Below are 23,153 nucleotides of genomic sequence, written 5' to 3'. Positions count from 1 at the left end.
GTCTGAGGAGTCCCTGCTGCGATATTGCCACTTACTCGGCGGAAGGTGGCAGAACCGTGCAGTGGGCGAAACTGAACGAACAAACTGTGTATGAAAACCGCTGGTTCAGCGTCAATCTCGCAGATGTCGAGCTGCCGGACGGTCGGCATCTCGACCACTTCCTGATCAGGCTGCGGCCGGTGGCCGTGGCGACGGTGGTCAACGAGGCGGGCGAGGTCCTGCTCCTGTGGCGCCACCGTTTCATCACCGACAGCTGGGGGTGGGAACTCGCGGCCGGGGTGGTCGAGGACGGCGAGGACATCGCCGTCGCGGCCGCCCGGGAACTGGAGGAGGAGACCGGCTGGCGGCCGGGAACCCTGCACCACCTGATGACCGTGGAGCCGTCCAACGGCCTCACCGACGCCCGGCACCACATCTACTGGTCCGACGAGGGCGAGTACGTCGGACACCCCGTGGACGACTTCGAGTCGGACCGCCGGGAGTGGGTCCCCCTCAAGCTCGTCCCGGACATGATCGCCCGCGGGGAGGTCCCGGCCGCCAACATGGCGGCCGCGTTACTCCTGCTGCACCACCTGCGCCTGACGGACCGTCAGGACTAGTGGGTCAGCGCCTGCCAGACGGTGACGACGAGGGCGCCCAGCGCGGTGAGCGCGGCGATCGAGGGCAGGGGCCAGCGGGCGTTATCCAGCAGGGCGAGACGGTCGTTCAGGTCGTCGAGCTCCTTGGCCGTCTCCTTGGTGCGGTGGCTGAGCAGGTTCAGCCCGCCCTCGACCCGGGCGTAGGCCACATCGAGGCGGCGACGTAACTCTGCGAGTTCTCCCTGGACCACGGGATGCTCCGGTTCGGTGGCCACGGGTCCACTCCTTTGCGTAGTCGAAGATGTCGTTCCGCATCCCTTTGCATGCGCATGAAGAGTGAACTCGCCTGGTGAGCGCGTGGGGAGAGTGTGCGCAGGGCATATGCGTGCCCGGGGCGCACACGGCGTGTGAAACACACGGGCCCGGCACCGAAGGCGGTGCCGGGCCCGTGGAGCATCGCTCCCTGTAGTCAGCGGGGGTGTGCTCAGCCGTACGTGTAGAAGCCCGAGTTGGTCTTGCGCCCCAGGCGGCCCGCCTCGACCATGCGCTGGAGCAGCGGGGGAGCGGCGTACAGGGGCTCCTTGTACTCGGCGTACATGCTGTTGGCGATGGAGACGATGGTGTCCAGGCCGATCAGGTCGGACAGTTTGAGCGGGCCCATCGGGTGGGCGCAGCCCATCTCCATGCCGTTGTCGATGTCCTCGCGGCTCGCGATGCCGGACTCGAACATCCGGATGGACGAGAGCAGGTACGGCACCAGCAGCGCGTTGACCACGAAGCCGGAGCGGTCCTGGGCGCGGATCGCGTGCTTGCCGAGCACCTTCTCGGCGAAGACCTGGGCGCGGCTGATGGTGCCCTCGGAGGTGGTGAGGGCCGGGATCAGCTCGACCAGCTTCTGCACCGGGGCCGGGTTGAAGAAGTGGATGCCGATCACGTGGTCGGGGCGGGAGGTCGAGACCGCCAGCTTCACCAGCGGGATCGAGGAGGTGTTGGAGGCCAGGATCGCGTCCGGGCGGGTCACCACCTGGTCGAGCACCTGGAAGATCTCCGTCTTCACCTGCTCGTTCTCCACGACGGCCTCGATCACCAGGTCGCGGTCGGCGAACTCGCCGAGGTCCGTGGTGAAGCTGAGCCGCGCCAGCGTGGCGTCCCGCTCCTCCTCGCTGATCTTGCCGCGCTCGGCGGCCTTGGCCAGGGAGTTGAGCAGCCGGGTACGGCCGATCTCCAGGGCCTCGCCGGTGGTCTCGGCGACCTTCACGTCCAGACCGGAGCGGGCGCACACCTCGGCGATGCCCGCTCCCATCTGGCCGCAGCCCACGACTCCGACCTTCTCGATGTCGGTCACATCGTCCCCTTCGCTGATCTACGGGCGGCCGGCAGGACCTCCGGATCCGGTGCCTGCTCCGTTCGTGCACGTTACCCGTAAGTATCGATGATCGATCGTGCGGGTGCGGGCATCCTGTGGCGCGGAGGCGATCCGTGACCGCACGGATCCGGAGAGTCAGAGGGACCCACCATGGCACAGGTGTCTCGCAGGGCGTTCGCGATGGCGGCGCTGTCGACGCTGGCGATGGCGGCACCGGGGGCGACGGCCGCGGCCCGGCCCCGGCGCGCGGCCACCGAGATGCGCGGCATGTGGCTGGCCACCGTGGCCAACCGCGACTGGCCCTCGCGCACCGGGCTGTCGGCCTCCGCCCAGCGCAAGGAGCTGACCGGCCTCCTCGACAAGGCGGTCGACTACCGGCTCAACACGGTGATGTTCCAGGTGCGGCCCACCGCCGACGCGTTCTGGCCGTCCACCCACGAGCCCTGGTCCCAGTACCTCACCGGCACCCAGGGCAGGAACCCCGGCTGGGACCCGCTCGGCGTCGCCGTCGAGGAGGCGCACGCCCGCGGCCTGCAACTGCACGCCTGGTTCAACCCCTACCGGATCGCCAACCACACCGACCCCGGCAAGCTGGCCGCCTCGCACCCCGCCCGCAAACACCCGGACTGGGTGGTGCGGTACGGCGGCAAGCTCTACTACAACCCCGGCATCCCGGCCGTCCGCGCCTTCGTCCAGGAGGCGATCCTGGACGCGGTCGCCAGGTACCCCGTGGACGCGGTGCACTTCGACGACTACTTCTACCCGTACCCGGTGGCCGGACAGACCTTCGACGACGACGACGCCTTCGACAGCCACGGCGGCGACTTCTCCTCCCGGGCTGCCTGGCGCCGGGACAACGTCGACCTGCTGGTGACCGGGACCGCCGCCGGGATCAAGAAGCTCCGGCCCGGCACCCGGTTCGGGATCAGCCCGTTCGCGGTGTGGCGCAACGCCACCACCGACTCCCGGGGCTCGGACACCAGGGCGGGCGTGGAGACCTACGACGACCTGTACGCGGACACCCGCAAGTGGGTGCAGAAGAACTGGATCGACTACATCGTCCCGCAGGTGTACTGGCAGATCGGCAACGCGGCCGCCGACTACACCAAGGTCGTGGACTGGTGGGCGGGGGTGGCCAAGGGGTCCAGGACCCGGCTCTACATCGGTGAGGCGCTGTACCGGGCCGGAGCCGCCGACTCCCCCTCGGCCTGGCAGAACCCGGCCGAGCTGTCCCGGCACCTGACCCTGGCCTCGCGGTACCCGCAGGTCGGCGGGCACGTGTACTTCGCGGCCAAGGACGTGGCCGCCGATCCGATCGGCGCGCTGTCACGGGTGGTCGCCGACCACTACCGGCAGCCGGCGCTCCCGCCGGGCTGACCGGCGCGCGGCCGACGACCCTCGCTGCGGCCTGCCTACAGTTGCGGATGGGTCTCCTGGTGCCTGACCTGGCAGTCGGGACCGGGGGACATGATGGCCTCGTGGCCGTCCTCGAAACGGACCCGGTAGGGCGGGTTGCCCTCGGGACCCAGTACCTGGACGACTTCCGATACCTGGTCGTGCTGTCCGACCACCCTGCCGTGCTGGACAAGCTGGTCGCCCTCGGATGCACGCATCTCCAGGGCCTCCTCACGATCGCGATCGTTGGGTGACGGCGATGCACACGAGCACGGCGGCGGCCGTGAGTGGCGCGGCCACGGTGAGGTGCTCGCCCAGCAGCAGCACCGACCACACCAGTGTGAGCAGCGGCTGGGCCAACTGCAACTGGCTGGCCTTCGGAATGCCGACGGCCGCCATGCCCCGGTACCAGACCACCAGGCCGAGGAACTGCGAGCCCACCGCCACCCACAGCACACCGGCCACGCCGTGCGCGGTCCAGACGACCGGCTCGTACGACAGCGCGACGGCCGCGGCCGGCACGGTCAGAGGCAGACAGCACACCAGCGCCCACCCGATGACCTGCCAACCCGGCATGATCCGGGCCAGCCGGCCGCCCTCGGTGTAACCGGCCGCGCAGACCACGAGCGCCGCGAAGAGGTACCCGTCGGCGGCCGTGAGGACCCCGCCGCTCTGGGCGATCGTGAACGCCAGCACGGCCGCCGCGCCCGCCAGGGCCGCCGCCCAGAAGGTGCGGGAGGGCCGCACACCCGTGCGCAGAGCGGAGAAGAGGGCGGTGGTCAGCGGGAGCAGCCCCACCACGACGGCCGCGTGCGAGGTGGTGGAGGTCTCCAGGGCGAGCGTGGTCAGCATCGGGAAGCCGAGCACCACGCCGGCCGCGACGACCGCCAGCCCCGCCCAGTGCCGGCGCTCGGGCAGCCGTACCCGCAGGAACAGCAGGCAGCCGCCCGCCAGGGCCGCCGCGAGCACGCTGCGGACCGCCACCAGCGCCCAGGGCCCGAAGCCCTCCAGACCCCAGGCCGTGGCCGGGAAGGTGAGGGAGAAGGCGACGACCCCGAGTGCGGCCTGCAGGGTGCCGGCCCGGTGGGAGACGGGGGCGGCCGGAGGAGTGCCGACCGCTATCGAACTCTCCGCGATAGCGCTACTCTGTGCTCTCATGCAAGAGCGTAGCAGTGTCCTTGAACTGGCGGAACGGCTGCGACAGGACCTCGACCGCTACTCGCCTGGTGGAAAGCTCCCGTCGAGCCGTGCGCTCGTCGAGCGGTTCCGGGTGAGCCCCGTGACGGTCTCCCGGGCGCTGGCCCAGCTGGTCGCGGAGGGACTGGTCGTCACCCGGCCCGGCGCCGGCGCCTTCAAGGCCCGGCCGCGGGCCACGACCGGGCCGGTCGGGGACACCTCCTGGCAGGAGGTCGCGCTCAGCGCCGACGGCGCCCTCGACGTCGTCCCGCGCACGGTCGACGCGTCCGGGGTCACCGTCTGCCTCGCCGTCCCGCCGCCCGGCGTGCTGGAACTCAGCGGCGGCTACCTGCACGCCAGTCTGGAACCCGAGCGCGCGATGGCGGCGGCCCTGGCGAGGGCCGGCCGGCGGCCCGGCGCCTGGGGGCGACCGCCCCTGGACGGGCTGCCCGAGCTGCGCGAATGGTTCGCGCGGGACATCGGCGGCGGGGTCACCGCCGCCGAGGTGCTGATCGCGAACGGCGGCCAGTCCGCGCTGGCCACCGCCCTGCGCGCGCTGGCCCCGCCCGGCGCCCCGGTCCTCGTCGAGTCCCCCACCTACCCCGGCATGCTCGCCGTCGCCCGCGCCACGGGCCTGCGCCCGGTCCCGGTCCCGGTCGACCCCGACGGGGTGCGGCCGGACCTGCTCGCCGACGCGTTCCGAGCCACCGGCGCCCGGGTCTTCGTCTGCCAGCCCCTCTTCCAGAACCCGACCGGCGCCGTCCTCGCCCCCGACCGCCGCGCCGAGGTGGTGCGCATCGCCCGCGAGGCCGGCGCCTTCGTGATCGAGGACGACTACGTACGACGGCTGGTGCACGCCGACGCGGGCCCGCTGCCCCGCCCGCTCGCCGCCGACGACCCCGACGGCGTCGTGGTCCACGTCGGCTCGCTGACCAAGGCCACCTCGCCCAGCTTCCGGGTGGCCGCGCTCGCCGCCCGCGGACCGGTCCTGGAACGCCTGCGGGCCATCCAGATCGTCGACACCTTCTTCGTCCCCCGCCCCCTCCAGGAGGCCGCCCTGGAGCTCGTGGGCTCCCCGGCCTGGCCCCGCCACCTGCGCGCCCTGTCGGCCGGGCTGAAGACGCGCCGGTCCACCCTCACCGGCGCCCTCGCCCACCACCTCCCCGAGCTCGCCCTCCCGCACATCCCCGCCGGCGGCTACCACCTCTGGCTCCGCCTCCCCGACGGCGTCGACGACGGCACCCTGACCGCGGCCGCCCTGCGCGCCGGCGTCGCCGTCACCCCCGGCCGCCCGTACTTCAGTGCCGAACCCCCGGCCGCCCACGTCCGCCTCTCCTTCGCGGCGGTCGCCGGGACGGGGGAGCTCGTGGAGGGCGTACGACGGCTGCGGGCGGCCTGCGACGAGGTGCTGCGCCCGGGACCCTGAACTCCGGACCCCCGAAATCCGATCGACGCCGGTGCGGCCGACCGGCGAGGATCCCGGCATGACCGTTGCGCCTGGCCTCCCCGAGGGCTACGAGTTCTCCGCCGACACCGACCGGGTGGACGTCGAACGCGTCCACCGCTGGCTGTCCACCGACGCCTACTGGGCGACCGGCCGCCCGCTGGAGCAGCACCGGCGGGCCATGGCGGGCTCGCTCAACTTCGGCATGTACGACACGGCCGGCGGAAAGCAGGTCGCGTACGCGCGCGTGGTGACCGACCAGGCGCTGTTCGCCTGGCTCGCCGACGTGTACGTGGACCCGTCGGTACGCGGCAGGGGTGTCGGTACGGCGATGGTCGGGGCGATCCGGGAGCACCTGCGGCCGTACGGAATCCGACGGGTGCTGCTCGCCACGCACGACGCCCACGGGGTCTACGAGAAGCTCGGATTCGCCGCGCTCGAACGCCCGGACCAGTGGATGGCGCTCCACTACGAGCCGGCGAAGTGACATTCCGGCTGACTTGTCGGACACCTCCTGACCATTGGGTAACGTTTCCCCCTCCTCACGTAATTCACCTATCAAGAGCCCTTGACCTGCGCACATGAGCGTCACACCATCACCGCATGTCACTTCGGGTCACGTTCGTCGCGGCCGCGCGCAGCTCACCGCTGCTGGCGGAGCGCTTCGAGGACGCCCGCCCCCTGGACCAGGCGGGCTGGGACGAGGTGCAGCGCGTCGCCGCCGACCTGCTACCGCTCGCGGCGGCCGAGCTGCGCTACTGTTCGCCGACGCCGCGCAGCCGCGCGACCGGCGAGGGTCTGGGGTACGCCCCGCTGGTCCAGCTCGCCCTGCGCGACTGCGACATGGGCCGCTGGCGCGGCCTGACCCTGGGCGAGGCGATGGCCAGGGAACCGGACCAGGTGGACGCCTGGCTCTCCGACCCGCGTGCCACCCCGCACGGCGGTGAGTCGCTGCTGTCGTTCATCTCCCGGGTCGGCGGCTGGCTGGACACCCGCCCGGTGGGCGACGGCGGCCGCATCGTCGCCGTGGCCGAACCCTCGGTGATCCGCGCCGCACTCGTCTACGCGCTCAAGGTGCCGCCGGCGACCTACTGGAACATCGACGTACGGCCCCTGTCGACGACCACGGTGACGGGCCACGGCGGTCGCTGGAACCTGCGGTTCGACGTGTCGCCGGCTCAGGCCTCGCGCACGTAGCCGGTGGTCAGGACCAGGTCCTTGGCCGGGCCGCCGACCCGCCACACCGTCCGCCAGCGGTCGGCGTCCCGGACGGTGAACTCGCCCCGGTAGAGATCGGCCGCGCACGGGTGGTCGGCGACATACCGTCCCGAGGTCAGGTCCAGGTCGTGGAAGGGCCGCCCGTCGGCGAACCGAACGTCCGCCGTGCCCGGCCGCGACCCCGGCAGGAACCGCAGCGTCCGCTCGGCCGGCCGGGCCACCCCCTGCCAGGTGAACGTCCCCGACTCCTCGTGCAGCAGCCCGCCGCCGTCCAGCGGCCGGAACACGGTCGCCCCCTCGAACCACCCCTCGGCCCGGCCCGCCAGGTCCCGCACGGACCGCTCGACGCGCCACCGCCCGGCCAGATGAGCCAGTACGTCCGCCACCGGCCAGTACTCACCCATGGTCATCCCTTCTCCGGCCGGGGCGAGCCGGTCGGTGCCCCGCGCCCGGCCTGCTGCCGCATCTCCTGGGGGCGCCACGGCCGGTCACCCGGAACGCCTCCGCATACGCGGCGGCCGGTGCCCCCGCATGCCCCGACCCTACGTCCGCCCCGACGGCGCGCTCACGGCTCCTGGCCGACCGGCAGCAGCCCACGTTCGGCGAAGACCTTCTTGGCGACCATGGTGGCGTTGAGCGTCTTGGGGAACCCGCAGTACCCGGCGGAGTGCAGCAACGCCTCGACGATCTCCTGGGGCGTGAGTCCCGCGTTCAGGAAGAAGTTGACGTGCATCTCCAGCCGGGGCTCGCGGCCGCCCAGCGCGGTGAGCATGCCCGGAGTCACCGACTGGCGGTCGCGGGGCACCAGTTCGGGCGGGAGTAGATCTCCCCGAAGCCCCAGGCGACGACCTGGTGGCCCAGCTCGGGGCTGATGCCGGCCAGCGACTGGAGGACCCGCTCGCCGAGCCCGCCGTCGACCTGGCCCATGACCTCCAGACCGCGGGCGAAACGCTCGTCGCGGGTGGTGCTCTCGCTCGTGTCAGCTCGTGCGTCCATGGGGAGAACGCCAGGAGCTGGAGCACGCTCCAGGTCAAGCCGGCGGTGTGCTCAGTCCCGGACGCGGATGGTCTCCGCCGCCGCCCGCAGTTCGCGGAGCACGGTCCGTACCGCCCTGCGGGCCGTGCGCTCGGGGCGGTGGAGCACGTCGATGTGGCGGTACGCCTCGATGCCGTCGAGGGGGCTGAGGACGACGCCCGGATGCGGGCGGGACGTCCAGCGGGGCATCAGGGCGATCCCGCCGCCCGCGGCGACCAGTTCGGCGACCACCGAGGTCTCGTTGACACGATGCACGATGTCGAGCCGGTGCCCGGCCGCGGCGGCGATCGCCTCGATGGTGGCGAGCAGCGGAAAACCGTCGTGCACGGTGATCCAGGGCTCGCCGGACACGTCCCGCGCGGTCAGCGCGGCCCGGCCGGCCAGCGGGTGGCCGGCCGGGAGGGCGACGTCGAGGGGTTCGCGCAGCAGCGGGGTGGCCGCGGCCGTCCGCGGCCAGGGCGGGGCGTGGTCGAGGCGGTGGGCGAGGACCAGGTCGTAGGCGCGCGTCAGGGGCGGGAAGCCGGCCTGGGGTACGTCCTCGTCGTGCAGGGTGAGCCTCGGGGAGCCCGGCCCGCGCAGTGCTCGCAGCAGCAGGGGATAGAACGCTGCGGCCCCGCTGTGGAAGGCCGCCACCGACACCGTGCCGGCGGGCTCCTCGACGTACTCCTCGACGGTCTGGCGGGCCCGGGCCAGTGCCGTCTCCACCCCGATCGCCGCGTCGGCGAGGGCCCGCCCGGCCGGGGTGAGCACCAGCCGCCGTCCGGCGCGCTCGGTGAGCGGTACCGGGAGGGACCGCTGGAGCAGGCGCAGCTGCTGCGAGATCGCCGAGGGCGTCACCCGCAGCGCCTCCGCGACCGCGGTGACGCTGCCCAGTTCTCCCAGCTCCCGCAGTACGCGCAGCTGCCGTTCGTCCACCTCGTGAGTGTAGCTTCGCTACAGGATCGGTTGAGCAGGTCGTCATTTACTTCACGGTCCGGGACGTGGATCGTGAGCGGCATGCCGAACACCCGTCGTACCGACGGGGTGCTCCTGGCTCTCGCCGTCGTCTGGGGCTCCAGCTACCTGACGGCGAAGACGGCCACGGACGCCCTCCCCGTGCTGGTCGTCCTCTTCCTGCGCTACGCCATCGGCGCCCTGGTCTGCCTCGTCGCGCTGCGCGGGCTCGGCCCGCTCACCCGGGACGAGAAGCGTTCCGGCGCGCTCCTCGGCCTCACCCAGGCCGCCGTCCTCGTCCTGGAGACCTGTGGCGTCGCCCGTACCAGCGCCGGGAACGCGGGCCTGATCATCAGCCTGACCCTCGTCCTCACCCCGGTCCTGGACCGCCGGCGGCTGCCGGCGCGGTTCTTCCTCGCCGTCGGCGCGTGCGTGGTCGGTGTCGGTCTGCTGGTGTCGGGCAACGGGCTGCGCGCCCCCGGCGCGGGTGACCTGCTGATGCTCGCCGCCGCGGTGGTCCGGGCCGGTCATGTGGTGCTGGTCGGACGGCTGACCGCGGGCCGGGCCGTGCGCCCGTTCCAGCTGACGGCCGTGCAGACCGCCGTCGGCGCGGCCCTCTTCCTGGTGCCGGCGGCGCCCGGACTGCCCGCACTCGCCCGGACCGGCGCCATCACCTGGGCCGAGCTGGTCTACCTCGCGCTGGGCTGCGGTCTGTGCGCGTTCCTCGCCCAGACCTGGGCGGTCCAGCGCACCTCGGCGACCCGGGCCAGTCTGCTGCTGGGCACCGAACCGGTGTGGGCCCTCCTGGTCGGCGTCGGCCTCGGGGGCGAACGCCTCACCGCGCTCGCCGTGCTGGGAGCCGCACTGATCGTCTCGGGGACGTACTGGGCGCAATCCGTCGAACGTGCCCATCGCGCGGTCTCCTCGGCGGAGGTGCGCGACACGGCTCTCCGGCGTACCGGCACCGGCTTCTCCGAGGCGCGTTAACCAGGAAAACATCTTCCTGAAATCTTCAGTTTCCTTTGACGTCGCGAATTCTTTCCGATATTGCAAGCGGATTCGGAATTCGGCTTATTACTTCACGGTCGGCGCACAACCAGCAGGAACTTCCACCCGTCTAAGTCGGCGAATCACCGATCAGCGGGGAGTACACCCCCGTTTTTCTCTGGGGGCCGCACAGAATGAATCGCACGACCCTGACCGGACACGAACGAAGGGTGAAACCGGCGGGGGGCGACGAGCGGGAGACCGGACCCGCGCGGCGGCCCGACGCCGATCCGCGCCGGGCGGCCGCCCTGCTCGCGGCGCTGCTGACCACCGTCACCCTCTGCGCGGCCGATGCCGTGGCCCGCAGCTACCCCTTCGGCTCCCACACCCGCGACGTCAACGACCTCGGCAACCAGTACGTGCCCTTCCACGCCCACCTGTGGGACCTGCTGCACGGCCACGCCGACGGCGGGCTCGTCCTCAACTGGCAGTCCGGCTACGGCTCCAGCTTCCTGCCGGACATCGGCACCTACGTCAGCAGCCCGTTCGCGCTGCTGGTCGGGGTGTTCCCGCGCGACGAGATCGACCTCGCGGTGTACGTGATCACCGTGCTGAAGACGGCGGTCGCCGGTGCGGCCATGGCCTGGCTGCTGCTCAGCCTGCGGCGCGGCCGCTGGTGGGCGGCCGGGCTCCTGGGCGCCTCCTACGCCCTGTGCGGCTGGAGCCTCGCGCTCGCCTCCTTCAACCCGATGTGGCTGGACGGGCTGATCGCGCTGCCGCTGCTCTGTCTGGTCGGGGAGTGGGCCACGGCCGGCCGGCGCCCGCTGCTCAGCGTGCTGATCGTGGCGCTCGCCTGGACCGCCAACTTCTACACCGCCTACATGGCCACCCTCGGCGCCGCCCTGGTGCTGCTGCTCCGGCTGGTGCTCGCCCAGCCGCCGTGGCGGCGCGCACTGGCGGTGGTCGGGCGGGCCGCGGTCGTCGTCGGGCTCGGGGCCGGCCTGGCCGCGCCCCTGGTGATCGTCGTCTACTCCGGTACCCGGCACGCCTACCCGGGCCGCGAGGCCCACTTCGCCCCGGTGGGGGCCGACGACCTGTTCGCCCGGCTGCTGCCGGCCACCTACAGCTACAGCTCCCCGGCCCTCTACGTCGGCATCACCGCCCTGGTGCTCGCCCTGGCCCTGCCCTTCCACCGGAAGGTCCCGGTCCGGGTGCGGGCGGGCTGGACGGTGCTGGTGCTCGCCGTGGGCCTGTCCCTGCAGTGGGCGCCCACCAGCCTGGCCTGGCACGCCTTCGCCGCTCCCAACGGCAGCTCCTACCGGCAGGCCTTCGTGTTCTGCGCCCTGCTGGTCATGGCCGCCTGGCACGCTCTGGCCTACGGGCTGCCGGACCGGCGCGCCCTGGGCGCGGCCGCCGTGCTCCTGGTCCTGGTCGCCGCGGTCGCCGGCCGCAGCACCCTGACCCGGCAGCACGCCCACCACACCTGGCCGGTGGTGCTGCTCGCGGTCGTCGGCGCCCTCGGCGGACTCGCGCTCCTGAGCCTCAGGCACGGCCGGCCCGTGCTCGCCGGACTGGCCGTGGTGCTGCTGCTCGGCGCCCAGTTCGGCGAGGCGGCCGCCACCTCCGCCGTGGCCACCCGCATGCGCCTCAGCCAGATGGACGACTACGCCCCCTGGGGGGACCGCCAGCAGCGGGAGGCGGACGCCGTCGCCGGGGCCGACGCCTGGCCGGAGTACCGCACCGAACCCGGCCGCGACCAGACCGTCGCCAACGACCCGATGATGGTCGGCGGCCAGGGCTCCCAGTACTACAGCAGCCTCACCTCCGACGTCCTCAGCCGTACCCTCACCGCGCTCGGCGGCGGCTGGACCTCCCGAGGGCGCAGCCTGCAGAGCCTCGACAACCCGGTCACCGACGCCGTCTTCTCGGTGGGCGCCCGGGTGCACAGCCCGCCCGACCCGCACCAGAAGTGGCTGCCCCGGGGCGGCGGCCCGTCGACCGTCACCCGCGAGGACGTCCCGCCGCTGGTGACCGTGCGTCCGGCCGCTCCGCGCACCACGCCGGCCGCCTTCGGCCCCTCGCCGTACCGCAACCAGGAACTGCTGCTCGGAACCCGTGTCTACACCCTGCCCCGCATCGCCCTCAGCGGTGCCCGCAGGGGGGACGAGGCGCGCGGGCTGCTGGTCGACGGAGCGCGGACGCTCACCGCGCGCTGCCGGGCCGGCAGCGAGGTGTTCCTGTGGGCGCCGCACTACTCCGGCACGGCACAGCTGGCCGACGGCGTGGGGCAGCAGCTGTTCCGGTCCGATGCCGCGGGTACGAAGATCGCCGCGATGCAGCCGCTCGGCACGGTCACCGTCTCGGGGCGGGTACGGATCGACCTGCTGCCCGACCGGCCCAGCCGCGTCCCGGCGCGGGGCGCGGTCGGCTGCCTGGACACCGGCGGACTGCGCGCCGCCGTGCGGCAGCTGAAGGCCACCGGCGCGACCGAGGTGACCGTCGGCGACGGGACCCTGCACGCCCGGCTTCCCGCCGGCAGCACGGGGACCGCCGTCGTGGCCGCCCCGCGGATCGCCGGCTGGCGCTGTTCCGCCGGCGGCGACGAGGTCCCGGCGGGCGAGTTCCACGGCCTGATCGCCGTCCCGCTGGGCGCCTCCGCCACCAGCCTCACCTGCACGTTCCATCCGCCCGGCCTGCGCCTGGGCACCGCCGTCGGCGGCGCCTCGCTGCTGGCCCTGATCCTGCTCGGCGCCCTCTCGGCCGTACGCCGCAGAACCGCCGTCCGCTCCGGTGAGCGCCCGACCGCCGCTCGCTGACCCGTCCCCGGGGGGAGAAACCCATGCTGATATCCATCGTCGCGCCCTGTTACAACGAGGAAGACGTCGTCGAACGCTTCCACGAGCAGGTCCAGAAGATCGCCAACGAGCTTCTGCCGCTCGGACACGACATGGAGTTCGTGTACGTCGACGACGGCAGCCGTGACGGAACACTGCCCCTGCTCAGCCGGATCGCCGACGGCGACGCGCGGGTGCGGTACGTCTCCTTCAGCCGAAACTTCGGTAAGGAGGCCGCCCTGCTCGCCGGACTGAAACACGCCACCGGCGACGCGGTGATCGTCATGGACGCCGACCTCCAGCACCCCCCGTCGCTCATCAAGCGCATGGTCGAACTGCGCGGCGAGGGTTACGACCAGGTCATCGCGAGGCGCACCCGGCAGGGTGACCGCTTCACCCGGACCCTCACCGCCCGCCTCTACTACCGGCTCATCAACCGGCTCGTCGACGTCGAACTCGTCGACGGCGTGGGCGACTTCCGGCTGATGTCGCGCCGGGTGGTGGACGCGGTCGTGGACCTCACCGAGTACAACCGGTTCTCCAAGGGCCTGTTCGCCTGGGTCGGCTTCCCCAGCACCACCTTCGAGTACGAGAACGCGGTACGCGAACACGGCGCCAGCTCCTGGTCGTTCCGCAGCCTGCTCAACTACGGCCTGGACGGGCTGCTCTCCTTCAACAACCGCCCGCTGCGCGCCGCGCTCCACCTCGGCATGACCCTGCTGGCCCTGGCCGGCGCCTACACGGCGTGGATCGTGGGCGGAGCGATGATCAACGGCGTCCAGACGCCGGGCTATGTCACCATCATTACAGCCGTCACCGCCCTGGCCGGCGTACAGATGATCATGCTCGGGGTCATCGGGGAGTACACCGGCCGGATCTACTACGAGGTCAAGGGGCGTCCGCACTTCCTGGTGAAGGCGACGAACGTGCACCGAACGGAAGACCGCACCCGCGGCACGACGAAGGACCTCATCCCCTGATGACGAACGCCCTGTCGACCACCGGACCCACCCGCTCGATATCGGGCCAGATCATCACCTTCGCGGTGATCGGCGTCATCAACACGGCGACCTACTACGGCCTTTACCTGCTGTTCCTGATGTATTTGCCGTACCTCGCCGCGCATATTCTCGCGTTTCTTCTGAGCATGATCGGTTCGTTCTTCCTCAATGCGAGGTTCACTTACCGAATACGGCCCACCTGGCGTAAATTCCTGCTGTTCCCGCTGACCAACGCGACGAATTTCGTGATCACCACGGTGGGTGTGTACGTGATCGTCGACGTCCTGCACGCGGGCAGCCGGTTCGCTCCGCTGATGGCGTCGGCGGCGGCGATTCCGGTGACCTTCGTGGTGTCGCGGCGGGTCATGCTGCCGAAGGTGGAGGCGGCGCAGGGCCGCCGGGAACCCGTTGCATAAAAGTGCAGGGAACCGTATAGTCATGCCATCCAGAGGAGGATGGACATGGCGGTACGTGCGGCGGTTGCCGGAGCGAGCGGATACGCGGGCGGAGAGGTCCTGCGGCTGCTCCTCGCACACCCCGAGGTCGAGATCGGCACCCTGACCGGCAACGCCAACGCCGGGCAGCGCCTGGGAGCGCTCCAGCCGCACCTGCTGCCGCTGGCCGGCCGCGTGCTGGCGGAGACCACCCCCGAGGCCCTCGCCGGGCACGACGTCGTCTTCCTCGCCCTGCCGCACGGCCAGTCCGCCGCCGTCGCCGAGCAGCTCGGCCCGGACGTCCTGGTCGTCGACATGGGCGCCGACTTCCGCCTCGAGGACCCGGCCGACTGGGAGCGCTTCTACGGCTCCCCGCACGCCGGTACCTGGCCCTACGGCCTCCCCGAACTGCCGGGTGCCCGCGCCGCGCTGGAGGGGTCCAGGCGCATCGCGGTACCCGGTTGCTACCCCACCGCCGTCTCCCTCGCCCTGTACCCGGCCTACGCCGCCGGGATCGCCGAGCCCGAGGCGGTGATCGTCGCCGCGTCCGGCACCTCCGGCGCCGGCAAGGCGGCCAAGCCCCATCTGCTGGGCAGCGAGGTCATGGGCTCCATGTCGCCGTACGGCGTCGGCGGCGGGCACCGGCACACCCCCGAGATGATCCAGAACCTCAGCGCGGTGGCGGGGGAGCGGATCGCCGTCTCCTTCACGCCGACCCTGGCGCCGATGCCCCGGGGCATCCTCGCCACGTGCAGTGCCGCGGCGAGGACCGGAGTGACGGCCGAGTCCGTCCGGACCGCCTACGAGAAGGCCTACGCCGACGAGCCCTTCGTCCATCTGCTCCCCGAGGGCCGGTGGCCCGCCACGGCGTCCGTCTACGGTTCCAACGCCGTTCAGGTGCAGGTCGCGTACGACGCCGCCGTCGGCCGCATCATCGCGATCAGCGCCATCGACAACCTGACCAAGGGCACCGCCGGCGGTGCCGTCCAGAGCATGAACCTCGCCCTGGGTCTCGCCGAGACCACCGGGCTGACCACGATCGGAGTTGCGCCGTGAGCGTGACGGCAGCGAAGGGATTCACGGCCGCGGGCATCGCGGCCGGGATCAAGGAGAACGGCAACCCCGACCTGGCCCTCGTGGTCAACGACGGGCCCCGCCGCGCCGCCGCGGGCGTCTTCACCTCCAACCGGGTGAAGGCGGCGCCGGTCCTGTGGTCCGAGCAGGTCCTCAAGAGCGGCCAGGTCTCCGCCGTCGTCCTCAACTCCGGTGGCGCCAACGCCTGTACGGGCCCCAAGGGCTTCCAGGACAGCCACGCGACGGCCGAGAAGGCCGCTGAGGTGCTCGGGCGCGGTGCCATCGAGATCGCCGTGTGCTCCACCGGCCTGATCGGTGTCCTGCTCCCCATGGACAAGCTGCTGCCGGGAGTGGAGACGGCGGCCGCCGCCCTGAGCGAGCACGGCGGCGAGAAGGCCGCCATCGCCATCAAGACCACCGACACCGTGCACAAGACGTCGGTGGCCACCGGGGACGGCTGGACCGTCGGCGGCATGGCCAAGGGCGCCGGCATGCTCGCCCCCGGCCTCGCCACCATGCTGGTCGTGCTCACCACGGACGCCGTCGCCGGCAGCGAGGTCCTGGACAAGGCGCTGCGGGCCGCGACCCGGACCACCTTCGACCGCGTCGACTCCGACGGCTGCATGTCCACCAACGACACCGTGCTGCTGCTCGCCTCCGGCTCCTCCGGAATCACCCCGGAGTACGAGGAGTTCGCGGAGGCCGTACGGCAGGTCTGCGACGACCTGGGACAGCAGCTGATCCGGGACGCCGAGGGCGCCAGCAAGGACATCAAGGTGGAGGTGGTCAACGCCGCCTCCGAGGACGACGCCGTCGAGGTGGGCCGCTCCATCGCCCGCAACAACCTCCTCAAGTGCGCCGTGCACGGCGAGGACCCCAACTGGGGCCGCGTGCTCTCCGCGATCGGCACCACCGGGGCCGCCTTCGAACCGGACCGGCTCAACGTCGCCATCAACGGCGTCTGGGTCTGCAAGAACGGCGGTGTCGGCGAGGACCGGGAGAAGGTCGACATGCGCTACCGCGAGGTGCACATCGTCGCCGACCTGGCCGCCGGCGCCGAGACCGCCACCATCTGGACCAACGACCTGACCGCCGACTACGTCCACGAGAACAGCGCCTACTCGTCATGAGCACCACGCGAAAGCACACCGCGCTGCCCAAGGCCCAGACCCTCATCGAGGCCCTGCCCTGGCTGACCCGGCACAACGGGAAGACCGTCGTCATCAAGTTCGGCGGCAACGCCATGGTCGACGAAGAGCTGAAGGCCGCCTTCGCCCAGGACGTCGTCTTCCTGCACCACGCCGGCCTCAAGCCGGTCGTCGTGCACGGCGGCGGCCCGCAGATCAGCGCCGCCCTCGACCGGCACGGCATCGTCAGCGAGTTCAAGGCCGGACTCCGGGTCACCACCGAGGACGCCATGGACGTCGTCCGGATGGTGCTGGCCGGGCAGGTGCAGCGCGAGCTGGTCAACCTGCTCAACCAGCACGGCCCGCTGGCCGTCGGACTGACCGGCGAGGACGCCCACACCATCAGCGCCACCAAGCACCGGCCCGAGATCGGCGGCGAACTCGTCGACATCGGGCGGGTCGGCGAGATCACCGCGATCGACACGGGCGCGATCGAGGCGCTGCTCGCCGACGGCCGGATCCCGGTCGTCTCCTCGATCGCCCGCTCCCAGGACGACGGACATGTCTACAACGTCAATGCTGATACGGCGGCTGCGGCACTCGCTGCTGCGCTGGGCGCCGAGACCCTCATGGTCCTCACCGACGTCGAGGGCCTTTACGAGGACTGGCCGAACTCCGACGAGGTGATCAGCCGTCTCACCGCTTCCCAACTGGAGAAGCTGCTGCCGGAGCTGAGCTCCGGCATGGTGCCGAAGATGGAGGGCTGCCTGCACGCCGTACGTAACGGCGTCACCACCGCCCGCGTCATCGACGGCCGGGTCCAGCACTCGATCCTGCTGGAGATCTTCACGGACGAAGGCATCGGCACGATGGTCGTGCCCGACGAGCGACAGGGGGAAAGGCCATGAGCAACCAGGAGCTGACCACGCGGTGGCAGGGCGCGCTCATGAACAACTACGGCACCCCGCGGCTGCCCCTGGTACGCGGCGAGGGCGTCAGGGTCTGGGACACCGAGGACCGCCCGTACTACGACTTCGTCGGCGGTATCGCCACCAACGCGCTCGGCCACGCCCACCCGGCGATCGTCGAGGCCGTGACCCGGCAGATCTCCTCCCTCGGCCACGTCTCCAACTTCTTCATGGCCGAGCCCACCGTCACCCTCGCCGAACGGCTGCTCCAGCTCTTCGGCCGGGAGGGCAGGGTCTTCTTCTGCAACTCCGGCGCCGAGGCCAACGAGGCCGCCTTCAAGATCGGCCGGCTCACCGGACGGACCCACATGGTGGCCACCGAGGGCGGCTTCCACGGCCGGACCATGGGCGCCCTGGCACTCACCGGGCAGCCCGCCAAGCAGGAGCCCTTCCGCCCGCTGCCGGCCGACGTCACCCACGTGCCCTACGGCGACGCGCAGGCGCTGGCCGCCGCCGTCACCGAGGACACCGCCCTGGTCGTCATCGAGCCCGTGCAGGGCGAGAACGGCGTGGTCGTCCCCCCGGCCGGCTATCTCAAGGCGGCCCGCGCGATCACCGCCGCCACCGGCGCGCTGCTGGTCCTGGACGAGGTGCAGACCGGGATCGGCCGGACCGGCACCTGGTTCGAGTACCAGGCGCACGAGGGCGTGCTGCCCGACGTCGTCACCCTCGCCAAGCAGCTCGGCGGCGGACTGCCGCTCGGCGCGACGGTGGCCTTCGGCCGCGCGGCCGACCTCCTCCAGCCGGGCCACCACGGCACGACCTTCGGCGGCAACCCGGTCGCCTGCGCCGCCGGGCTCGCCGTCCTCGACACCATCGAGAACGAGGGGTTGCTGGAGAACGTCAAGCGGCAGAGCGAGAAGCTGCGGGACGGAATCGAGGATCTCGGCCACCGGTTGATCGATTATGTCCGGGGCGCGGGCCTCCTCCTGGGTATCGTGCTCACCGAGCCGCTGGCAGGACAGGTGCAGCAGGCGGCTCAGGAGGCCGGGTTCCTGGTGAACGCGCCCGCCCCGGACGTCGTTCGGCTGATGCCCCCGCTGAACCTCCGCGACGACGAGGCGGACGCGCTGCTGCGGGCCCTGCCCGGCATCCTCGACGCAGCGAGCGGGGACGGACGATCCGGAGAATGAGACGACGATGAGCCAGGCGCAGGAGTTCGACCAGTCCGGCGGGGCGGGGCCCGCGGTACCGCAGACCCGGACCGCCCGGCACCGCCGGATCGTGGACATCCTCAACCGGCAGCCGGTGCGCTCGCAGAGCCAGCTCGCGAAGCTGCTCGCCGACGACGGGCTGACGGTCACCCAGGCGACGCTCTCCCGGGACCTCGACGAGCTGAACGCGGTCAAGATCCGCAACACCGACGGGGAACTGATCTACGCGGTGCCGAGCGAGGGGGGGTTCCGCACCCCGCGCGCACCGCTGGGGGAGTCGGCGAAGGAGGAGCGGATGCGCCGCCTGTCGCAGGAACTCCTGATCTCGGCGGAGGCGTCGGCGAACCTGGTGGTCCTGCGGACCCCTCCGGGCGCGGCGCAGTTCCTCGCGTCCGCGATCGACCAGGCGGAGCTGCAGGACATCCTGGGGACGATCGCGGGGGACGACACGCTGCTGCTGATCAGCCGGGAGCCGACGGGGGGTCAGGCCCTGGCCGACCATCTGCTGCGGCTCGCCCAGAACGGGCACTGAGGCCGACCCGCCGCCGCGGGTGGGCGGGGGCTGCTCGCGCAGTTCCTCCGCCCGGCCTCCGCCCGGGGAGGCACCCCGCAAGCGCCGGTGAGCGTTCCCGCCACCCACCTCAGCCCAGACGCGCCGCCAGGCCCCCGGTGCAGCGGACCTCGTCGCCGGCCGTGATCAGCAGGCCCTCGACGCCCGGCAGGGACTCCAGCCACGCCAGCCCCGCCCGCGATCCCATCGCGAAGGCCGCCGTGGCCCAGCAGTCCACCCAGGTCAGCCGCGGGCCCACCACCGTCACCGCCACCAGGTCCGTCACCGCCGACTTCCCGGTCCGCGGGTCGACGATGTGGGCGCCCCGCTCCGCCGTACCGGAGGTGGCCACCGCCAGCTCGTCCACCCCCGCCGCCGTGATCACCGCGGCCAGCCCGCCGGGCCGCAACGGGTCGGCGATCCCCACCCGCCACGCCCGGGCCGGCTCGGGCGCGCCGAACATCTGGACGTCGCCGCCCCCGTTCACGCTCACCCCGCTCACCCCGGCCACCCGCGCCAGGGCCCGCGCCGCCCGCTCGACCGACCAGCCCTTGACGATGCCGGTGGGGTCGAGGAGCCCCCGGTAGCGGGTGCTGAACCAGCCCCCGCTCACCCGTTCGGCCTCGGCCGCGAGGTCGAGCACCTCGGCCACCTCGGGGTCGCACTCCGTGAGACCGACCTCCTCCCGCGCCAGCCGGGACACCTGGCTGTCGTCGCGGTAGGTGCTGAACACCGCGTCGACCTGGTGCAGTCCGGCGACGGCCTCGTCCAGCGCCGCCCGGACGGCGTCCGGATCGCCGCCGCGGACGTCGAAGGAGAAGACGGTCCCCATGACCTCTTCCGCATGACGCACCGTGACAGGCGCCTCCGCGTCCGCCACCGTCTCAGCCACCGGCCTGGTCCAGCGCCGACTGCAGTGACTGCTTGTAGCCGGTGCTGGTGTAGGTGGCCCCGGAGACGGAGTCGATGTTCGCGTTGCCCGCCGCCACCGCCTCCTGGTTGAGCTTCGGCACGGAGAGGGCGGTCTTCTGGTCGCTGGTGCCGCCGCTGGGCGCCTGCACGGCCTCCGCCTTGGTGATCTTCCCGCCCAAGACGGTGATCCTGACCTGCACCGGCCCGTACTGGGTCTGCGCGACCTGCCCGGTCACGGTCCTGGCCTGCGCGGAGCCGGAGGACCCCGAGGCGCCCGAGGCGCCCGCCGAGCCGGCCGGGCCCGACTCCTTCATCTTGTCCAGCGCCGACTGCAGCGACTGCTTGTAGCCGTTGCTCGTGTAGGTCGCGCCGGAGACCGCGTCGATGTTCGCGCTCTGTGCCGCCACCGTCTCCTTGTTCAGCTGCGGCACCGACAGCGCGGTCTTCTGGTCGCTGGTGCCGCCCTTGGGCGCCTGGACCGCCTCGGCCTGGGTGATCTTCCCGCCGGCCACGGTCAGCCGCACCTGCACGACCCCGTACTGGGTCTGGGCCGCGTCACCGGTGACTGTGGTGGCGCCCGCGGCCCCGGTGCCGCCCTGCGGCGACTCCTGACCCGCCGCCGCGGCCGACGGGGCCGCGCCCGCCGCCGCGGACGCCGGGTCGGACGACGGCTTCAGCGACAGCAGCAGCACGACACCGGAGACGGTCGCCGCGGTGGCCAGCACCACACGCCTGACGGGGTGACTCTTCCTCATCGTTTCCGAACTCCCGATTCCGTGGATTCCGTGGTCCCGTCGCTCACATCTCGAACGACTCGTGATGGATGCGGCGGGCGGGAACCCCCGCGCCGCGCAGCGCTTCGTAGACGCCCTGCGCGAACCCTGGCGGGCCGCACATGAAGACGTCGTGGTCGACGATGTCCGGGATCTTCCGCTGGAGGTTCTCCGCGGAGATGTCCGGCCGCTCGCCGTCCGGGCTGTTGACCGCGTACATCAGCCGGGCCCCGCGCTCGTTGGCGATCTTGGCGAGTTCGTCCCAGAGCGCCAGGTCCTGCGTGGTGTTGGCCCGGTAGAGCAGGGTCAGGTCGCCGGCGGCACCGGGCAGCGTCTCGAACAGCGCCCGCATGGGCGTGATCCCGACGCCGCCGGCCACCAGCAGCACCTTGCCGCGGCTGCGCCGGGACGCGGTCATCGCCCCGTACGGCCCTTCCGCCCACACCTTGGTCCCGGGCCGCAGCTCACGCAGCCGCGCGCTGTGGTCACCGATCGCCTTGACGGTGATCCGCAGCATGTCGGGCCGGGGCGCTGCCGACAGCGAGTACGGATGCGAGCTGAACCGCATCCCGGGGGCCATGAACCGCCAGCGGAAGAACTGGCCGGCCTCCGCGCCCATCCGGTGCAGCTTGCGCCCCCCGATCAGCACCGACACGATGCCCGGCGTCTCCTCGATGACCGCCTCGACCCGCATCCGGTGCCGCAGGTTGAGCCGGATCGGCGTGAAGATCCGGTACCAGACGACCAGCGCGGTGACGGCGCCGTACAGGCCGTACCAGAACGTCTTGGCCATCGGCGTGAGGGCGAAGTCGTTGCCGGTGGTGATCTGGTGCCAGAAGGTCAGGAACACCGCCGCGTACGTGAGCAGGTGCACGTGGTACCAGGTGTCGTACGGCATCCTGCGCCGGACCGGGCCGATCGAGGTCAGGCCGATGACCACGAACAGGCCGGTGCCGATGGCCGCCTTGCCCATGTCGGGGAGCTGGTTGATGGAGTCGATGGTCTGCTGGACGATGTCGTTCAGCGTCCTGCCGGCCTGCAGGGCATAGCCCCACATGATCAGGAAGACGTGCGCGAAGACCAGGCAGAGGGTGTAGCGGCCGCTCATCGCGTGCCAGCGGGCGACGCGGTCGGAGCCGACCCGTCGCTCCAGCGCCGGTACCCGCGCCATCTGCAGCACGACGAGGGCCATCAGATAGCCGGCCAGCAGACCCGTGATGCGGCCGGCGTTGAGGATCTTGCCGTTCTGGTCGGCGATGGACGGGGTGTTGTGCCACCACAGCCACAGCACGGCCGCCGCGCCCGCCCATACGGCGAGCAGCAGCGGTACGGCCGGGGAGCGGCGCGGGCGGATGCGGCGCATCGTCTGGCGGCGGGCGGCACGTCCGCCTGCGAGCGTGGTGGTCACGGTTCCTCCGTGGGACTTGACCCTTGGCCCACAGGTACGTGTCGTGACGCCCGAGTGTTCAGAGACCTGCGCGGTTCCGTGTCAGTACCGGGTGATCGCCGTGTCGCCGCTCTCGGTCCCGATGGCGATGTGCGGGGACTTGGCCGGATTTGCCCATCGCAGGATCTCCTGCATCGCCTCCGACGGCACGGAGACACAACCGGCTGTGGCCCCCTGCCCGTTGACGTGCAGGAAGATCCCGGCGCCGCGCCCCCGCACGGGCTGCTCGTAGTTGAAGCCGATCACCAGGGCGTAGGTGTACTGCGTGGTGTACGACGACAGCTTCTCCGCCTCGGCGGCCCGGCAGTCGGCCGGCAGCGGCTCGACCCAACGGTTGTAGGAGGTCGAGTCGTTGTCCTGGCACCACCACGAATCCGCCTTCACCGCGCGGTAGTCCACGGAGGTCCCCGTCGGCGCCGGCTGGATGCCGAAGCCGAACGGGAGGCCGTACAGCCCCGTCGGCGTCGTGTTCGTGCCCTGGCGCCGTGCGGCCCCCTCGACCAGGCCCTTCGCGCCGAACCGTGCGGGGGCCGACCCCACCTTCGCCCACTGCCCGTCCCGGCGTTCCCACCAGGTCACCGTGCCCGAGGTCGAGTTCAGCGCGGGCGCCTCGGCGGTGATCAGCTGGTCGCCGCCGCCCGTGTCGGCCAGCTTCGCGGGCAGCGGCGTGGCGTCCCCGTCGCCCGGCGAGGCGCCGAGCAGCAGCAGGGAGGCGGAGATGAGGGTGACTACAAGGCGTGGACGCAT

General features: G+C 72.0%; 24 protein-coding genes and 1 pseudogene. 14 read left to right on the top strand and 11 right to left on the bottom strand.

What is annotated here, in order from left to right; all coding sequences use genetic code 11:
* The first annotated feature begins 56 nt into the window (after nt 1–56).
* A complete protein-coding gene (locus tag ACFXI4_RS19380) occupies nt 57–599 on the top strand; it encodes an NUDIX hydrolase (RefSeq protein WP_362723906.1) in 543 nt (180 codons plus the stop codon).
* Here the strand turns inward: ACFXI4_RS19380 and ACFXI4_RS19375 are convergent.
* The gene (locus tag ACFXI4_RS19375) at nt 596–853 is read right to left on the bottom strand and encodes a hypothetical protein (RefSeq protein ID WP_384992260.1); all 258 of its coding nucleotides are present in this window, start codon (nt 851–853) and stop codon (nt 596–598) included. The two genes, ACFXI4_RS19380 and ACFXI4_RS19375, sit on opposite strands and share 4 nt — an antisense overlap.
* A gap of 209 nt (nt 854–1,062) precedes the next feature.
* Nucleotides 1,063–1,923, bottom strand: a complete 861-nt coding sequence (locus ACFXI4_RS19370; protein ID WP_384992257.1) for a 3-hydroxybutyryl-CoA dehydrogenase — start codon at nt 1,921–1,923, stop codon at nt 1,063–1,065.
* 171 nt (nt 1,924–2,094) lie between these two features.
* Between ACFXI4_RS19370 and ACFXI4_RS19365 the strand changes: the two genes are divergently transcribed.
* Nucleotides 2,095–3,321, top strand: a complete 1,227-nt coding sequence (locus tag ACFXI4_RS19365; RefSeq protein WP_384992254.1) for a glycoside hydrolase family 10 protein — start codon at nt 2,095–2,097, stop codon at nt 3,319–3,321.
* A 35-nt stretch (nt 3,322–3,356) separates the two neighbouring features.
* Here the strand turns inward: ACFXI4_RS19365 and ACFXI4_RS19360 are convergent, their stop codons facing one another.
* On the bottom strand, nt 3,357–3,557 hold the full coding sequence (locus tag ACFXI4_RS19360) for a DUF1918 domain-containing protein (protein ID WP_384992251.1): 201 nt from the start codon (nt 3,555–3,557) through the stop codon (nt 3,357–3,359).
* A gap of 13 nt (nt 3,558–3,570) precedes the next feature.
* On the bottom strand, nt 3,571–4,497 hold the full coding sequence (locus ACFXI4_RS19355) for a DMT family transporter (protein ID WP_384992248.1): 927 nt from the start codon (nt 4,495–4,497) through the stop codon (nt 3,571–3,573).
* Between ACFXI4_RS19355 and ACFXI4_RS19350 the strand changes: the two genes are divergently transcribed.
* From ACFXI4_RS19350 to ACFXI4_RS19340, 3 genes are all read left to right on the top strand, one after another.
* Nucleotides 4,496–5,941, top strand: coding sequence for a PLP-dependent aminotransferase family protein (locus ACFXI4_RS19350; RefSeq protein WP_384992245.1), 1,446 nt, complete (start codon nt 4,496–4,498; stop codon nt 5,939–5,941). The genes ACFXI4_RS19355 and ACFXI4_RS19350 overlap by 2 nt on opposite strands.
* 58 nt (nt 5,942–5,999) lie before the next feature.
* A complete protein-coding gene (locus ACFXI4_RS19345; RefSeq protein ID WP_384992243.1) occupies nt 6,000–6,446 on the top strand; it encodes a GNAT family N-acetyltransferase in 447 nt (148 codons plus the stop codon).
* Nucleotides 6,447–6,562: 116 nt separating this feature from the next.
* Nucleotides 6,563–7,156 carry a histidine phosphatase family protein gene (locus ACFXI4_RS19340; RefSeq protein WP_362730570.1) on the top strand — a complete coding sequence of 198 codons (594 nt, stop codon included), beginning with the start codon at nt 6,563–6,565 and terminating at the stop codon, nt 7,154–7,156.
* Here the strand turns inward: ACFXI4_RS19340 and ACFXI4_RS19335 are convergent.
* The 3 genes and pseudogenes from ACFXI4_RS19335 to ACFXI4_RS19325 all read right to left on the bottom strand — a co-directional run bounded on the left by ACFXI4_RS19335 (nt 7,138) and on the right by ACFXI4_RS19325 (nt 9,127).
* The gene (locus tag ACFXI4_RS19335) at nt 7,138–7,581 is read right to left on the bottom strand and encodes a DUF6314 family protein (protein ID WP_384992241.1); all 444 of its coding nucleotides are present in this window, start codon (nt 7,579–7,581) and stop codon (nt 7,138–7,140) included. The two genes, ACFXI4_RS19340 and ACFXI4_RS19335, sit on opposite strands and share 19 nt — an antisense overlap.
* Before the next feature lie 161 nt (nt 7,582–7,742).
* Nucleotides 7,743–8,173: pseudogene (locus ACFXI4_RS19330) on the bottom strand (carboxymuconolactone decarboxylase family protein).
* 51 nt (nt 8,174–8,224) lie between these two features.
* Nucleotides 8,225–9,127: a LysR family transcriptional regulator gene (locus tag ACFXI4_RS19325; protein ID WP_384992239.1), complete on the bottom strand. Its 903-nt coding sequence runs from the start codon at nt 9,125–9,127 to the stop codon at nt 8,225–8,227.
* 81 nt (nt 9,128–9,208) lie between these two features.
* On the opposite strand from ACFXI4_RS19325, the gene ACFXI4_RS19320 reads away from it, so the two are divergent.
* The 9 genes from ACFXI4_RS19320 to ACFXI4_RS19280 all read left to right on the top strand — a co-directional run bounded on the left by ACFXI4_RS19320 (nt 9,209) and on the right by ACFXI4_RS19280 (nt 19,256).
* On the top strand, nt 9,209–10,132 hold the full coding sequence (locus ACFXI4_RS19320) for a DMT family transporter (protein WP_384992236.1): 924 nt from the start codon (nt 9,209–9,211) through the stop codon (nt 10,130–10,132).
* 194 nt (nt 10,133–10,326) lie between these two features.
* Entirely contained in the window at nt 10,327–12,948 is a 2,622-nt protein-coding gene (locus ACFXI4_RS19315) for a YfhO family protein (RefSeq protein ID WP_384992234.1), read from the top strand.
* 23 nt (nt 12,949–12,971) lie between these two features.
* Complete coding sequence (locus tag ACFXI4_RS19310; RefSeq protein ID WP_384992232.1) at nt 12,972–13,946, top strand: glycosyltransferase family 2 protein; 975 nt, start codon at nt 12,972–12,974, stop codon at nt 13,944–13,946.
* Nucleotides 13,946–14,383, top strand: coding sequence for a GtrA family protein (locus ACFXI4_RS19305; protein ID WP_362730134.1), 438 nt, complete (start codon nt 13,946–13,948; stop codon nt 14,381–14,383). The genes ACFXI4_RS19310 and ACFXI4_RS19305 overlap by 1 nt, the downstream gene beginning before the upstream one ends.
* 45 nt (nt 14,384–14,428) lie before the next feature.
* The gene (argC, locus tag ACFXI4_RS19300; protein WP_384992230.1) at nt 14,429–15,457 is read left to right on the top strand and encodes an N-acetyl-gamma-glutamyl-phosphate reductase; all 1,029 of its coding nucleotides are present in this window, start codon (nt 14,429–14,431) and stop codon (nt 15,455–15,457) included.
* Nucleotides 15,454–16,605: a bifunctional glutamate N-acetyltransferase/amino-acid acetyltransferase ArgJ gene (gene argJ, locus ACFXI4_RS19295; RefSeq protein ID WP_362728066.1), complete on the top strand. Its 1,152-nt coding sequence runs from the start codon at nt 15,454–15,456 to the stop codon at nt 16,603–16,605. The genes argC and argJ overlap by 4 nt, the downstream gene beginning before the upstream one ends.
* Entirely contained in the window at nt 16,602–17,510 is a 909-nt protein-coding gene (gene argB / locus ACFXI4_RS19290) for an acetylglutamate kinase (RefSeq protein ID WP_362728064.1), read from the top strand. The genes argJ and argB overlap by 4 nt, the downstream gene beginning before the upstream one ends.
* A complete protein-coding gene (locus ACFXI4_RS19285) occupies nt 17,507–18,703 on the top strand; it encodes an acetylornithine transaminase (RefSeq protein ID WP_384992227.1) in 1,197 nt (398 codons plus the stop codon). Before argB ends, ACFXI4_RS19285 begins: the two co-directional genes overlap by 4 nt.
* A gap of 7 nt (nt 18,704–18,710) precedes the next feature.
* Nucleotides 18,711–19,256 carry an arginine repressor gene (locus ACFXI4_RS19280; RefSeq protein ID WP_351320293.1) on the top strand — a complete coding sequence of 182 codons (546 nt, stop codon included), beginning with the start codon at nt 18,711–18,713 and terminating at the stop codon, nt 19,254–19,256.
* A gap of 109 nt (nt 19,257–19,365) precedes the next feature.
* Here the strand turns inward: ACFXI4_RS19280 and ACFXI4_RS19275 are convergent, their stop codons facing one another.
* The 4 genes from ACFXI4_RS19275 to ACFXI4_RS19260 all read right to left on the bottom strand — a co-directional run bounded on the left by ACFXI4_RS19275 (nt 19,366) and on the right by ACFXI4_RS19260 (nt 23,153).
* Nucleotides 19,366–20,166 (bottom strand): FAD:protein FMN transferase, encoded by an 801-nt coding sequence (locus tag ACFXI4_RS19275; protein ID WP_384992224.1) that lies wholly within the window; start codon nt 20,164–20,166, stop codon nt 19,366–19,368.
* Nucleotides 20,159–20,941, bottom strand: coding sequence for an FMN-binding protein (locus ACFXI4_RS19270; protein ID WP_384992221.1), 783 nt, complete (start codon nt 20,939–20,941; stop codon nt 20,159–20,161). The genes ACFXI4_RS19275 and ACFXI4_RS19270 overlap by 8 nt, the downstream gene beginning before the upstream one ends.
* A gap of 43 nt (nt 20,942–20,984) precedes the next feature.
* Nucleotides 20,985–22,367, bottom strand: a complete 1,383-nt coding sequence (locus tag ACFXI4_RS19265) for a ferredoxin reductase family protein (RefSeq protein ID WP_362720531.1) — start codon at nt 22,365–22,367, stop codon at nt 20,985–20,987.
* A gap of 81 nt (nt 22,368–22,448) precedes the next feature.
* Complete coding sequence (locus ACFXI4_RS19260; protein ID WP_384992218.1) at nt 22,449–23,153, bottom strand: L,D-transpeptidase; 705 nt, start codon at nt 23,151–23,153, stop codon at nt 22,449–22,451.

This window comes from Streptomyces sp. NPDC059224 (assembly GCF_042754285.1).
GTDB lineage: Bacteria > Actinomycetota > Actinomycetes > Streptomycetales > Streptomycetaceae > Streptomyces.
Note: the sequence above shows the minus strand (reverse complement) of the source record. Positions and strands in the feature narration are given on the sequence as shown.

What these genes read in the sequence shown, in the direction of transcription:
- ACFXI4_RS19365 (WP_384992254.1), top strand. Translation starts at nt 2,095, where the DNA reads ATGGCACAGGTGTCTCGCAGGGCGTTCGCGATGGCGGCGCTGTCGACG.
- ACFXI4_RS19360 (WP_384992251.1), bottom strand. Translation starts at nt 3,557, where the DNA reads ATGCGTGCATCCGAGGGCGACCAGCTTGTCCAGCACGGCAGGGTGGTC.
- ACFXI4_RS19350 (WP_384992245.1), top strand. Translation starts at nt 4,496, where the DNA reads ATGCAAGAGCGTAGCAGTGTCCTTGAACTGGCGGAACGGCTGCGACAG.
- ACFXI4_RS19355 (WP_384992248.1), bottom strand. Translation starts at nt 4,497, where the DNA reads ATGAGAGCACAGAGTAGCGCTATCGCGGAGAGTTCGATAGCGGTCGGC.
- ACFXI4_RS19345 (WP_384992243.1), top strand. Translation starts at nt 6,000, where the DNA reads ATGACCGTTGCGCCTGGCCTCCCCGAGGGCTACGAGTTCTCCGCCGAC.
- ACFXI4_RS19340 (WP_362730570.1), top strand. Translation starts at nt 6,563, where the DNA reads ATGTCACTTCGGGTCACGTTCGTCGCGGCCGCGCGCAGCTCACCGCTG.
- ACFXI4_RS19335 (WP_384992241.1), bottom strand. Translation starts at nt 7,581, where the DNA reads ATGGGTGAGTACTGGCCGGTGGCGGACGTACTGGCTCATCTGGCCGGG.
- ACFXI4_RS19320 (WP_384992236.1), top strand. Translation starts at nt 9,209, where the DNA reads ATGCCGAACACCCGTCGTACCGACGGGGTGCTCCTGGCTCTCGCCGTC.
- ACFXI4_RS19315 (WP_384992234.1), top strand. Translation starts at nt 10,327, where the DNA reads ATGAATCGCACGACCCTGACCGGACACGAACGAAGGGTGAAACCGGCG.
- ACFXI4_RS19310 (WP_384992232.1), top strand. Translation starts at nt 12,972, where the DNA reads ATGCTGATATCCATCGTCGCGCCCTGTTACAACGAGGAAGACGTCGTC.
- ACFXI4_RS19305 (WP_362730134.1), top strand. Translation starts at nt 13,946, where the DNA reads ATGACGAACGCCCTGTCGACCACCGGACCCACCCGCTCGATATCGGGC.
- argC (WP_384992230.1), top strand. Translation starts at nt 14,429, where the DNA reads ATGGCGGTACGTGCGGCGGTTGCCGGAGCGAGCGGATACGCGGGCGGA.
- argB (WP_362728064.1), top strand. Translation starts at nt 16,602, where the DNA reads ATGAGCACCACGCGAAAGCACACCGCGCTGCCCAAGGCCCAGACCCTC.
- ACFXI4_RS19285 (WP_384992227.1), top strand. Translation starts at nt 17,507, where the DNA reads ATGAGCAACCAGGAGCTGACCACGCGGTGGCAGGGCGCGCTCATGAAC.
- ACFXI4_RS19280 (WP_351320293.1), top strand. Translation starts at nt 18,711, where the DNA reads ATGAGCCAGGCGCAGGAGTTCGACCAGTCCGGCGGGGCGGGGCCCGCG.
- ACFXI4_RS19270 (WP_384992221.1), bottom strand. Translation starts at nt 20,941, where the DNA reads ATGAGGAAGAGTCACCCCGTCAGGCGTGTGGTGCTGGCCACCGCGGCG.
- ACFXI4_RS19260 (WP_384992218.1), bottom strand. Translation starts at nt 23,153, where the DNA reads ATGCGTCCACGCCTTGTAGTCACCCTCATCTCCGCCTCCCTGCTGCTG.